This window comes from Flavobacterium rhamnosiphilum (assembly GCF_004349195.1).
GTDB classification, from domain to species: Bacteria; Bacteroidota; Bacteroidia; order Flavobacteriales; family Flavobacteriaceae; genus Flavobacterium; species Flavobacterium rhamnosiphilum.
In genome coordinates this window covers 179,521-192,534 of record NZ_SMLG01000004.1, presented here as the reverse complement: position 1 = coordinate 192,534, position 13,014 = coordinate 179,521, and the positions used below count along the sequence as shown (strand labels likewise).

At 36.1% G+C, this 13,014-nt stretch carries 12 protein-coding genes; 9 read left to right on the top strand and 3 right to left on the bottom strand.

Annotated elements, in window-relative coordinates; all coding sequences use genetic code 11:
- Window positions 1-106: 106 nt before the first annotated feature.
- The 3 genes from E0I26_RS07350 to E0I26_RS07340 all read left to right on the top strand — a co-directional run bounded on the left by E0I26_RS07350 (window position 107) and on the right by E0I26_RS07340 (window position 4,319).
- Window positions 107-1,033 carry a homoserine kinase gene (locus E0I26_RS07350; protein ID WP_131915842.1) on the top strand — a complete coding sequence of 309 codons (927 nt, stop codon included), beginning with the start codon at window positions 107-109 and terminating at the stop codon, window positions 1,031-1,033.
- A 121-nt stretch (window positions 1,034-1,154) separates the two neighbouring features.
- Complete coding sequence (gene thrC / locus E0I26_RS07345) at window positions 1,155-2,444, top strand: threonine synthase (protein WP_131915841.1); 1,290 nt, start codon at window positions 1,155-1,157, stop codon at window positions 2,442-2,444.
- Window positions 2,445-2,909: 465 nt separating this feature from the next.
- Window positions 2,910-4,319 carry a hypothetical protein gene (locus E0I26_RS07340; protein ID WP_131915840.1) on the top strand — a complete coding sequence of 470 codons (1,410 nt, stop codon included), beginning with the start codon at window positions 2,910-2,912 and terminating at the stop codon, window positions 4,317-4,319.
- 105 nt (window positions 4,320-4,424) lie between these two features.
- On the opposite strand, the gene E0I26_RS07335 is transcribed toward E0I26_RS07340, so the two are convergent.
- On the bottom strand, window positions 4,425-5,333 hold the full coding sequence (locus E0I26_RS07335) for an SH3 domain-containing protein (protein ID WP_131915839.1): 909 nt from the start codon (window positions 5,331-5,333) through the stop codon (window positions 4,425-4,427).
- Window positions 5,334-5,722: 389 nt separating this feature from the next.
- Between E0I26_RS07335 and E0I26_RS07330 the strand changes: the two genes are divergently transcribed.
- Both E0I26_RS07330 and E0I26_RS07325 read left to right on the top strand, forming a co-directional pair.
- Entirely contained in the window at window positions 5,723-6,520 is a 798-nt protein-coding gene (locus tag E0I26_RS07330; protein ID WP_131915838.1) for a hypothetical protein, read from the top strand.
- 572 nt (window positions 6,521-7,092) lie between these two features.
- Complete coding sequence (locus E0I26_RS07325; RefSeq protein WP_131915837.1) at window positions 7,093-7,578, top strand: hypothetical protein; 486 nt, start codon at window positions 7,093-7,095, stop codon at window positions 7,576-7,578.
- A 163-nt stretch (window positions 7,579-7,741) separates the two neighbouring features.
- Here E0I26_RS07325 and E0I26_RS07320 read toward each other — a convergent pair whose 3' ends face one another.
- Both E0I26_RS07320 and E0I26_RS07315 read right to left on the bottom strand, forming a co-directional pair.
- Window positions 7,742-8,281: a lipid-binding SYLF domain-containing protein gene (locus tag E0I26_RS07320; protein ID WP_131915836.1), complete on the bottom strand. Its 540-nt coding sequence runs from the start codon at window positions 8,279-8,281 to the stop codon at window positions 7,742-7,744.
- Window positions 8,282-8,720: 439 nt separating this feature from the next.
- Complete coding sequence (locus E0I26_RS07315) at window positions 8,721-9,125, bottom strand: lipocalin family protein (protein WP_235831733.1); 405 nt, start codon at window positions 9,123-9,125, stop codon at window positions 8,721-8,723.
- A gap of 271 nt (window positions 9,126-9,396) precedes the next feature.
- Between E0I26_RS07315 and E0I26_RS07310 the strand changes: the two genes are divergently transcribed.
- From E0I26_RS07310 to E0I26_RS07295, 4 genes are all read left to right on the top strand, one after another.
- Complete coding sequence (locus E0I26_RS07310) at window positions 9,397-9,906, top strand: GNAT family N-acetyltransferase (RefSeq protein ID WP_131915834.1); 510 nt, start codon at window positions 9,397-9,399, stop codon at window positions 9,904-9,906.
- Window positions 9,907-9,966: 60 nt separating this feature from the next.
- Entirely contained in the window at window positions 9,967-10,326 is a 360-nt protein-coding gene (locus E0I26_RS07305; RefSeq protein ID WP_131915833.1) for a hypothetical protein, read from the top strand.
- 28 nt (window positions 10,327-10,354) lie between these two features.
- Entirely contained in the window at window positions 10,355-10,858 is a 504-nt protein-coding gene (locus tag E0I26_RS07300; RefSeq protein ID WP_131915832.1) for an SRPBCC family protein, read from the top strand.
- Between the two features lie 417 nt (window positions 10,859-11,275).
- Window positions 11,276-12,805: a S10 family peptidase gene (locus tag E0I26_RS07295; RefSeq protein WP_131915831.1), complete on the top strand. Its 1,530-nt coding sequence runs from the start codon at window positions 11,276-11,278 to the stop codon at window positions 12,803-12,805.
- The last annotated feature ends 209 nt before the right edge of the window (window positions 12,806-13,014 follow it).

The window sequence follows — 13,014 nt, the reverse complement described above, 5'->3', positions numbered from 1 at the left end:
ATAAGTCGTAAAGTCGAATGTCGTAAAGTCTGAAAGTTAGCCACTTGATTTTATGTTCATTCCAAGACTTTACCACTTTAAGACTTTAGACTTTAAGACTACTATTATGAATGAAATAAAAATATTTTGCCCCGCTACAATCGCTAATCTTTCCTGTGGATTTGATGTCCTTGGCCTGTGTTTAGAAACTGCGGGTGACGAAATGATTATTCGAAAATCAGCTATAAAAGGGATTCGCATCACTAAAATAGTGGGTGCCGACTTGCCTTTGGAAACCGAAAAAAATGTGGCCGGAGTATCTGCTTTGGCGATGTTGGAAGCTATTGAAACGGAATTTGGGTTCGAAATCGAAATCTACAAACACATCAAAGCCGGCAGCGGAATTGGAAGCAGTGCCGCGAGTTCAGCCGGAGCCGTTTTTGGCATCAATGAATTACTGGGAAGACCATTTACGAGAAAAGAATTGGTTTTATTTGCCATGCAAGGCGAAAAACTAGCCAGTGGTAACACCCATGCGGATAACGTTGCTCCTGCCCTTTTGGGTGGCTTTACGCTAGTGAGAAGTTCAAATCCGTTGGATATTATCAAAATAGAAAGTCCTTCCGAATTGTACGCAACTGTGGTCCATCCTCAAATTGAGTTGAAAACTTCGGATGCGCGTTCGGTATTAAAACAAACTGTTTCCTTAAAAAGTGCCATCACGCAATGGGGAAATGTGGGCGGATTGGTCGCTGGATTGTACACCAAAGATTATGAGTTAATCGGTCGGTCGTTGCATGATGAAATCGTAGAACCGTTGCGCAGTGTCTTGATTCCGGGATTTGATTTAATCAAGCAAACGGCTTTAGAAAATGGAGCTTTAGGTTCTGGAATTTCGGGTTCTGGTCCTTCTATTTTTGCTTTAAGCAAAGGGGAAGCAACCGCTAATAAAATCGCCAAGGCCATGAGTGCAGTTTATGAAGAAATGAATTTACCGTATGAAATTCACGTTTCTAAGGTGAATGATGAAGGGATAAAAATAATAGCCCCCTAACACCCGAAGGGGGAATAAAAAAATAATGATTTTAAAATTACAATAACATATTCTGAGTCCAGTTTCGTCTCCCTTCCCTTTGGGGAGGGTTGGGGTGGGGATTCTAAAATTAGTATACATAATGAAATATTATAGTTTAAACCATAACGCACCCAAAGTTTCTTTCCAAGAAGCCGTAATACAAGGATTAGCCACTGATAAAGGATTGTATTTTCCGGAAACCATTACCCCGTTAGCCCCTGCTTTTTTTGATACTATCGAAAATTTAAGCCATGAAGAAATCGCTTTTGAGGCGATTAAACAATTTGTGGGTGACGAAATCCCTGCAGACACTTTAAAAGAAATCATAGCCGAAACCTTGTGTTTTGACTTCCCTGTGGTCGAAGTAGAAAAATGCATTTATTCCCTTGAATTATTTCATGGCCCTACGATGGCTTTCAAAGATGTAGGCGCGCGATTCATGTCGCGTTGTTTGGGTTATTTCAATAAAGACAACAAAGACAGTAAAAACACAGTTCTTGTTGCGACTTCAGGTGATACTGGTGGCGCTGTGGCCAGTGGTTTTCTTGGCGTAAAAGGCGTTGAAGTGATTATCCTGTATCCGTCCGGAAAAGTGAGCGATATTCAGGAACGACAATTGACGACTTTAGGTCAGAATATTAAAGCACTTGAAGTGGACGGCGTTTTTGATGATTGCCAGGATATGGTGAAAAAAGCGTTCTTGGACGAAAGTTTGAAACATAAAAACCTGACTTCGGCGAATTCAATTAATATTGCGCGCTGGTTGCCACAGATGTTTTATTTCTTCTTTGCCTATAAAGCATTAAAAAAACAAAATAAGCCGTTAGTGTTCTCTTGCCCAAGTGGGAATTTTGGAAATATTTGCGCGGGAATCATTGCCAAAAAAATGGGATTACCTGTTGAACATTTTGTTGCTGCTACGAATGTGAATGATACGGTGCCAAGATTTTTAGAAAACGGAATTTACGATCCAAAACCTTCTATAGCGACGATTTCGAATGCGATGGATGTTGGAAATCCTAGCAACTTTATCCGAATTCAGGAAATGTACCACAATGATTTGGAACAGTTCAAAAAAGATTTTTCTTCGTTTACGTTCTCTGATGCAGAAACTATTTGCGCCATGAAAACCATCTACAATACAGACGGTTACATTGCAGAACCTCACGGAGCAGTTGGATATCTTGGTTTGAAAAAAGAATTAGAAAATCACCCGAATGCGATTGGTATTTTCTTAGAAACGGCTCATCCTATTAAATTTTTGGATACGGTTGAACCAACATTAAACGTAAAACTGCCTATTCCTGCACAAATAGAAAGTGTTTTGAACAAGGAAAAAGTGAGTGCAAAAATTAAAACCTATGAGGAATTGAAAACTTTTTTGGGATAAAAGTTCCTCAAAACAAATAAAAAAAACGACTAAGAATCCAATTTTAGTCGTTTTTTTTATGTCTAAATAAATCCAGTTATAAAGTGGTCCTAAACTTGTATTTTAGAACACAAAAAAACAATTCTACCAGTTTTACACATCAATTTTAAATATATAATTATGAGTAATTTACAGGAAAACTAAGCGATAAATTCCGTCACAAAAAAATAAAATTCCAGATCTGAAAATATAGCTTGAATATGATTTAAATTATACCTACTTTTGCAAAAAAATTGAGTTGTCTGTATTCAGGTCTTGTACGAATACAAAAACAACCCGAACCCCATTAAGAAATACAACTAAGTATTTAAAGCTGTCTGAATCTTAACCAAGAAACCTACAGATTAAAAAATACTTCAAAAAAACTACCTGATAAAGTAGCTTCCCATATCAACATAATTTATTAAAAGAAGGAGAAAAAAGTTTATGACGGATCATAGCATGAATGATGTTAGTTTTGAAATTGAATTATTGGATAAGCACAAAGATTATAGGAATCAGTATAGGTCAAATGACTTGTATTGGGGAGTAGGAATCGAAAATGAATGTTATTTAGAGTTTGAAAATCATCGTGTGGTGGACAAACATTTTTTGCTGACTAAAGGGCTTCATGAAAAGTATAGTGTCAATCATTTTAAGAATTACAAAGAAAATATATACACGAATTCATTGCAAAAAATATTATCCGATAAAGAATATTATTTGCCGGTACTGATGAACTCCCATTCGTTTACAAAAACGGACATCAACAATCAGCATAAAACTTTTGATCCCATAGACAATGAACCAAATCCTGAATATTCAGGGGAAAGTATCTTTGAAATATTACAAAAAAACAATCCTTATTTTATAGACGAGCTTCAAAAAGAATTCATTTTTGACGGCGACACTATTGAATTTGTTACACAAAAATTTTACAAAACAGATATTGACTCGGTCATTACTGAACTGGCAACAATAAAACAAGGTTTCATAAACAATTTGCAAAGTGCCTTTCATAAAGAGAAAATCTTTACGGAATACGGTCCCATAAAAATATGTTCTGAAAACCATCCCTTTGCCATATTTATTTCAAACGACACTAATTATTCTGTTTTTAATAACATGACCTATCACTTCAATTTAACCATTCCTACTGAGTTAAATAAGGACGGTGAAATTAAGGACAAATTAGATTTTATAAAAAAACACCAGAGAGCCATTCGATTATTCCAATGGTTGAGTCCATTATTTATGGTGAAATTCGGTTCTTCTGATTATTTATCGCATAATGACAGCAGCGTCAATTTAACAAAAGCATCACAACGATGTGCCATGTCAAGATACATTGGGGTGGGCACTTATGACACCAATGTGATGAAAACCGGGAAAATTGTCCAGATGAATTTTGACGAACACCCCATGCATGAGAATCCGCTGTGGTGGGTGAACCGTTATTCTGAAATATCAGATTATGAAAAAATTGATAAAATTGGGCTTGACATCAATTTCCACAAGCACAAAAATCATGGCATTGAGTTTAGAATATTTGATTATTTCAACGAAAAACACTTACAGGAGGTTTTGAATTTTCTTGTTTTTATTATGGATCATGCCCTGTTAAACGAAATCGAAAATCCTATTTGCGATTTGGAATGGAATAACTTTGTCTACGAATCTATTATACACGGCAAAGAAACCTGCGTACCATCGAACCTTATCGTTCTTTTAGAAAACATATTGTCTATTACAATAGAATCGAATGATCCTTTACTCATCTACGATCAAATATACAGCAGTTTACACGCTACTTATTATGAAAATGGCTTTTGTAGTTCTTTACTAATTAAAAAATAAGCACGCATTACAAATGCAATAGTGCCTTTTTAAAATAACCCCTACACAATTACACTTCTTGCAGACACAAGCCTACAAGAAGTGTAATTATTTACAAGACTTTATCTAATCATGGTAATAAAAGATCGCGGAGGAATACCCTTTTTCCGGATCTTTATTGTTCCACCAATCTTCTCTGATTTCTGAAAAATAATTATAATTATCAGCCCCTGCCTGGGACTGCAACGGATAAATTACTTTGCCGTCTTTCCTATAGGCTTTATCAGTGTCCGTTTCTGGAACCACCACAACAATATGCCCTGATTTATTCAAGACAAATCTTTTGGCACAGATGATTCCTACTCCACCATTGGCATTTACTTTCTTTTGAAGTTCATCAACATCACCGATTCTTTCCCATCCAAACTCATTCCCCGATTGCAAAAACCAGTCATAAATATAGTTTGAATAAAAAGGCTTTACCGTATCATCGAAAACCAATGCTACTTCGTTCCCTTTCTCCAGTTGCTCGATTGCCCTATCAGTCCATCTCAGTCTGGGGATATAGACCTTGGCAAAAAAACAATAATCAAAAGAATAAATATTACAATAGGTATCCGATGCATCTTTCTGATACCGGAAACTTTTTGAAACATCCAGCGCATTGATTATGTTTCGAATTGACGTCAGTTTAGACTCCAGACTCGTTAAATCCCTAAAAGGAATTGAAGGATCGCCAATAGGTTTGTACGTTTCCTCCTTACTGTCCAGACTTGCTTTCGCACCCGGTTCAAAATTAGGCACTTCAATATCAGTTATTTTCTCATTGGTTTCATCCACGAGCTCGATATCTTTTGAAAACACAAACCCTTCTTTTTCAGTGTTTAAAAGTTTTACTTTCCACCAATCTGATGCTGTTTTCTCAATTAATTTAACGGTATGTCTAAAAGGTATTTGTATTAAAATTTTGGAATTATCATGCGTTGCCGGAAAATCTCTTAGATTTAATGACGGAGTAGCGACTCTATATTTCATACTAATCAGTAATTATAAATGATTCTACAGCCAAAATACTAAAAACAACCAAGAAAGCACCATAGAAAACCATTATTTTAAGATTTTTTTTTGAACTATTTCTAAAAACCAATAGTGCCAAACAGCAATAAGGAGTACTATTTAGCCCGAAGAAAAAGTAAACGTAAAAATTAAGATTTAGAAGTGATATTTAGTCGATTTTTTTTAAAATCATTCAGATTTCTTTTCAATTTTAGATTAGTTTTCCGTAAGTAAAATCATTAAGTTTGTTGAACATGAAAAACAAATTATAACGCAAAGCCCATAAATATGGACGTATACTCGCTACTTTGTAGCGAGTATATACAAGTTACCTGTAATTCAAACAATAACAAATAAAATTAAAAATTATGAAAGCGAGGGATGATTTTAAGAGGAAGCCTAATCTTAATTACGAGGAATATGATACAGATAAAATACCCAGTAACTATTTAGATAGATACGATCCTATTCTGGAGCCTTGGATTGGGAAAAAAATAACTCTGTTAGAACTAGGAATCCTTAAAGGAGGCTCACTCCAACTATGGCATGATTATTTCCCTTTTAGCAAGATTGTTGGTATAGATTTGAATCTTCCAGAAAAATTTAAGCCTGTGGAAAATATTTATATGTATAAAGGCAGCCAGGCGGATACAAAGTTTTTATCTGAGGTGGCAAACGAAATTGCTCCAGATGGGTATGATATTATTATCGATGACGCATCCCATATCGGTGAATTAACCAAGATTGCTTTCTGGCATCTGTTTGATAACCATCTTAAGCCAGGAGGTCTTTATGCTATTGAGGATTGGGGTACCGGTTACTGGAATGACTGGCCCGATGGCAAAAGCCTTGACTATAATATCTTTTCTCAACCTCCTAGTAAGGTTAGTCATTTCTGTGTGAGACTATCACAAAAAATCCGTAGAGGATTGTTAAAGTTTACTCCAAATTTTATAACACGAAAACTGCCGGTGCTATCTGCTACTATGCCATGCCATAGCTACGGCATGGTTGGGTTTATCAAGCAATTAGTTGACGAGCAGGCTGCGTCCGATGTCACAAGAAAAAATCTATCTGGCAAAGCAGAAAGAGATTCAAAATTTAAAAAAATTATTATTACACCTTCTATTGTTTTCATTATCAAAGCAGATGATCATATTAATTAACTTGTTAAACACATTAATACACAAACCCGATCGCTCGGATATATACAATTTATCTCGTTTGGATAGCGCGGAAATCTTTTCCGTGCCCACAACAATAAGATACTCCAACAAGATAAAAAAACAGAAAAGCTACATTCATAAAAAGAAGTAGCTTTTTTTATATCTTGACTTTAAAATAAAAACATATCAAAAAAAACAACCTCAGATTGCTCCCATTTCACTTGCAAAAAAGAGTGTTACCCTCGCTAGCGCGAGCGTCTCGCTCGTGACCACTAACAAGAGGAAATAAATCATTATGATTCAAATTGAATCGGCACGAGCGGGACGCTCGCGCCAGCAAAGTGAAGGAATTAAAATCCAGATCGATCTGATATATACAATTTCTTTCACTTGGATAGCTAAAAAATGCTGACCGTGCCCACAATGCTGAGGCACAACAACAGACAAAAAAAACAAAATAAGCTACTGACTTAAAAGGATGTAGCTTTTTTTATACCTTGGCTTTAAAATAAAATCCGAACGACATCCGTAAAATAGGTGCATAACGATTTGACTAACGAATAGGAAAAATTATGAATACAACAGCGCAAACGCCACAACAGCAGAAGCAATCCAAGTTCAGTATCAAAAACATTTTTGTTCCTGACTACGAACACTACGAGGGTGTTCGCAGAATCAATATTTATGTTATGCGGCTGTTCTTCGCCTTAATGTTTGTTTTTGTTGCCACAGATTCATGGACCGTTATTCTTACCCATGAAGGTGCATGGGATCCCACAAGGGCTGTTGCTTGGTGCACTTGGGCTGCTTACTCCACATTGGCACTTTTAGGTGTTTTCCATACGTTGCGAATGTTACCCGTTATGCTTTTTATGATTTTCTACAAAGGACTTTGGCTTATTGTTGTCGCTTATCCTTTATGGTCAGCCGGTACGCTCAAAGGTTCACCAGCCGAAGAAATGGCATATATCTTCTCGGGGATTATCATACCGATACTTTTCATGCCGTGGAAATATGTATTCAAAAAATACATTTTAATAGAGACGAAAAAGAAATAATTTCTAGATAAAATTACTTCTTGTGGAAACTAAAATTTACTCTTTAAAAACAAAACGGCTGAAAAAAAATTTCAGCCGTCTTTTTATGAAAACAATGCTATACTATTTCAAATCGAGTGGAGTTGAAAACCAGATTTCTTGGTTTTCACCAGTAAAAATAGTGCTACAATTTATTAAATTTAAACTTCTGTCCGCCAATTGATGCCTCGTACATCAGTCCACCCTTCTGCATGGTGAACACCATAACGCCATCCGTATATTTTACATTTGCTGAGGCGCCTTCCGTTACGGCTACTGCGGAAGCTTGTGCGGAAAACTCGAATTTGCTCTCTTTAAACCGTTCCAATTCCTTTCTTGACTCAAAAAATATCACCTCCCGATATGCTTGTCCACCGGCCTGGAATCCTATGCTCACTTGCGTCAACTTTGCCATGCCTATCCTCTTGTTCTGTTCATAGACAACCCCGTTGCCTGCTGCTCCTCCAATGCCAATTCCTCCCTTTCCAACATTGGGAAAGATGACATAGCCAGACGCTTTTTCAAAAAGCGCTTTCATCAGCGGGTCACTTTTAATGAACTCAGCCTTTGCTGTTTTGCTGTCAGCAATAATTTTATTCTTTTTAGCGATGGATTGCCCGAATATAGGAGCTATGTTTAGTACACATGCCATCACTATTACCCAAATAATATTTAAATTTTTCATAACTATATATATTAAATTATTGTACGTTTTCTTTATTCAAAGGTAAAAAAAATTTCTTATTCCATAATCAAATATACTGATTATCAATACAATATAGATTATTTTATTTATTAAAAACACAATTATTTCATCAAAAGAAAGAAGCGATTTGACCCTTTTTTAATTTCCTATAGGTTAACAATCCTCGTTTCATAAATTGTGTCGGCGAGCCTATAAATTTGTCGTAAAGACAAGTATCTTTGACTTTGCTCAATTTGACAATCGTGATATTAAAACGTAAATTCCATAAAAGCCTCCTGACTTTTCATTCTCCGCATTTTATGCTTGTCGATTGCAACGGGAGTTCAGTCCAAAAAAAAACGGAAACAACTCTTAAAAGTTATTTCCGTTTTTATGCGCAACCTTTGGAAATTTAGGCTTTTTGCGCTAAGAAAAAAAATTAGTTTCTAGTATACACTATAATGGCACCATTAGCATCTTTTACCTTTAATTCACTAAGCGTAAGATTAACAATGTCTTTAGTTGTAGTGACACCATCAATAACTGTTGTTAAATTATTATGGGACCTAGAATAAATTCCTGCATTAGTTTCCAACGCACATGCACTAACAGATGAATCATAATCTCCTTCTGTAGCCGTATTATCAAGTTTGAGCTCAAGATAATCTTTAGCGCAGCCACTTTCATTTTGTGGCGGATCAATCAAAATTTCTTGTCCTGAGACAGTAGAACCTACTTTGGTAATATTCCATTTTCCGGCTAGAGGAGCTAGAGTTTCCCCTTCATTGTCATCACTACAAGAGGTTGCAAATAATCCGATACTTAAAACTAAGGCTAGTAACATACTTCGCTTTTTCATTGTGCTATATTTAAATTGTTAGACACAAAATTAGGAGTAATACTTTGGAGAGTTGTTGCATAATTCTTGATTTTACTTGCATAATTACTATTGTTTTTGGGATTGAATCTTTGTATCCGCGAGATATTGAGACGTTCAACCCAATCGCTCGGATATCAATAATTTCTTTTTGGTTGGATAGTTCCGGAAATGCAATTGTATTATCCTTTTTTCTACCTTTGAAAAACACAAATACAAAAACACAAGATTATTACGCATGATTACAAAAGCAACACTAGAGAACATTTCACAATTAAATACATTAATCAATTCAGCGTATCGAGGCGAATCCTCTAAAAAAGGATGGACTACTGAAGCCAACCTTTTAGAAGGGCTCCGAACCACTGAAGAAGAACTGACAGAAACGATTCAAGACCCAAAAAATACCATTCTGAAATTTACGGAGAACAATGAGATTATAGGTTGTGTATTGTTGATTGAAAAAGAGCAGCAATTGTATTTAGGAATGCTGACGGTTTCGCCGGAGCTACAAAATAGTGGCGTTGGAAAAAAATTATTGCAACAGGCTGAAATTCATGCTTCGGCATTGGGATTACCTAAAATTGTAATGACTGTAATTTCCGTTCGGGAAGAATTAATTGCATGGTACAAACGCAACGGTTATGTGGATACCGGAGTAAGAGAACCATTTCCGGTAAGCGGTGTTCATATTGCAATTGCGGAACAGCCTTTGGAATTTATTGTTTTGGAAAAAAGGATTGGATAGTCTTTATAAATTGATTTTTAATGAATTAGTATAGATATTACTAAACAAAGAAAAAAATGTATGGAAATATTCAAACTTAGGACCAAAAAACATCGATTTTCATCGAGTTATGGTTTATATCGTATTTATATTTTGGGAGGTTTTTCAATTGAAAACTTAAACTTATTAGATGTAAAACTCACTAAAATAAATACTCAAGAAGTAATTTGCATAACAGAGATTAATTGGAAACTTAGAGAATATATTAATGGTGAAAAAGCAATTGCTTGTTATGATTTTCAAATAAATGAGACCGAAGATTATGAAATTGAATTTAATAATATTGAAAGTCTACAAGTAAAAAAATCTATGCTGATTATTAAAAACTTCTTTTTCCCTTCAAATGTTTCTATAGAAGATCTTAAAATTGCAATCAAATAAAGTATTATCAATCTTAAATCAAAATAAAATGGCAACTACTCCCAAAACACTTGTTGTAAAAGATTTAAAAGAAAAATCAATTCTTGTATCCAGAACATTTAGTGCCCCGCTTGAAAAAGTTTGGCGTGCGTATACTGAAAGTGAATTATTGGAACAATGGTGGGCACCACAACCTTGGAAAGCCGAAACCAAAACGATGAACTTTTCTGTTGGAGGTTATTGGCTGTACGCAATGGTGGGTCCTGAAAATGAAAAACATTGGGGACGAATGGACTATACAGCCATAACACCACATTTAAGCTTTGAAATCAAAGATAGTTTTTGTGATGAAGAGGGAACTATTAACCCTTCCCTGCCGGTTTCAGCAGGAACTATTGCTTTTGCTAAAACAGAATCGGGCACTTTGGTTGAATTCAAGATGTTTTATACAAGTGAAAAAGAGATACAAACCATGATTGAAATGGGCTTTGAACAAGGCATTACTGCTTGCCTCGAGCAATTGGAAACGTTATTTCAAGAAAATAAAATCTAATGCAAACAAAATCAAGAGACTTTTTCATAAATTAAAACTACTCGAATATATTTTATCCCCTCTAGTATGAGCACTTTGGTAAAATAATTTCTATTAATCGCTCTAATTATTGAGATTCCTCCTTCGTCGGAATTGACAAATAGACTCGAGAATCTCGCGTAAGGGATTGCGGTGGCATCCTTTATTTTTTTTCTTTAAAAAAATAAAGATAGAGCCAAAAGCCCGACCCCAAAGCTGCAGATACGGGAATGGAAAAGGGATTTTTTTGCTTTGGGGTTACGCCCAAATAGAGATTCATGGATTGAAAATTAATATTCTGCTTTCCGCTTTTTGTCACTCTATTAAAAAGCAATATATTAGTGCTGTCAAAATTGTTTCAAAAAAAACAGTATTGAAATACCTCAAACCAATCACTTTATGAAAAAAACAGTACTATCCTTGCTCTTCGTTGGATTTTTTACGGCTTTACATGCCCAGCCACAAAAAACACCTACAACACCTGCCACTCCAAAAGAAGAAAATTCTGCTTCAAATCTCACTTTCAATCCGGATTCGCAAGTGGTAACGGAACATACTACGACTATCAAAGGTCAAAAAGTGCCCTACAAAGCCACAACTGGTACGATGCCGGTTTGGGACGAAGACGGAAAAGCAATTGCCGGTTTATTTTACACGTATTACGAGCGCTCCGATGTAAAAGATCGTGCCGCACGTCCTTTGGTTATTTCCTTTAATGGCGGTCCAGGTTCGGCTTCGGTTTGGATGCAGATTGCCTATACCGGTCCAAGTTTGATTAATATTGATGATGAAGGCTATCCGTTACAGCCTTATGGAATCAAGGAAAATCCGTATTCAATTTTGGATGTTGCAGATATTGTTTTTGTAAATCCTGTCAATACCGCGTATTCAAGAGCTACGAGTAAAGAAATACCAACCACTAAATTTTTTGGTGTAAATGCCGACATTAAATACCTCGCCGACTGGATTAATGGATTTGTATCCCGAACCAATCGTTGGGCTTCGCCCAAATACCTGATTGGTGAAAGTTATGGTACTACACGCGTTTCCGGACTTGCGCTTGAATTGCAAAACAGCGAATGGATGTATCTGAACGGTGTTATTCTGGTATCGCCAACTGAATTGGGAATCACTCGCGGAGTCGCTTCTGAAGCGGCACTGAAACTGCCTTATTTTGCCGCTACGGCTTGGTATCACAAAATGCTGCCTTCTGATTTACAGAATAAAGATTTGACCGCCATGTTACCGGAAGTGGAAGACTTTACCATCAATGAGCTGCTACCCGCAATGAGCAAAGGCGGCGCATTAGACGACCAAAAAAGAAAAGAAATGGCTGCTAAAATAGCGCGCTATTCCGGACTTTCGGAAAAAGTGGTTTTACAAAATAATTTAGATGTTCCCTATGATTATTTCTGGAAAGAATTGTTGCGCGATCAAGGATTTACCGTAGGAAGATTAGATTCCCGCTACAAAGGAATTGACCGCAAAGCGGCTGGCGACGGGCCTGATTTTAATGCAGAACTTACTTCTTGGCTTCATTCCTTTACTCCTGCCATCAATATGTACTTGCGCAATAATCTAAACTACAAAACCGATTTCAAATACAATATGTTTGGCTCCGTGAGACCTTGGGATGATTCAAACGATAAAACCGGAGAAAATCTGCGTCAAGCCATGGCGCAAAATCCGTATTTACATGTAATGGTTCAGTCCGGATATTATGACGGCGCCTGCGATTATTTCAACTCGAAATACAACATGTGGCAAATGGATCCAAGTGGAAGACTAAAAGACAGAATGTCTTGGAAAGGCTATAGAAGCGGTCACATGATGTACCTAAGAAAAGTAGATTTAGAATCCGCTAACGAAGATATCAGACAATTTATAAAACAATCCTTGCCTAAAGCCGGAGAATCGGCAAAATATTAGTTTCTGTAGTATTTTTATAAAAGGCTGTTCAAAATGAATTTGAACAGCCTTTTTTGTTTTACAAATACAATAGCTAATATACCTGTTGGGTGTAATTAGTTTTTAATTTTCGTCAGTTCGAGTGATTTTCTCCCGAAGCCTCGGGAAGAAAATCGTATCGAGAACAAGAAAATTTTAAATTAAAAACGGTTCTCGATACATTTTTTGTT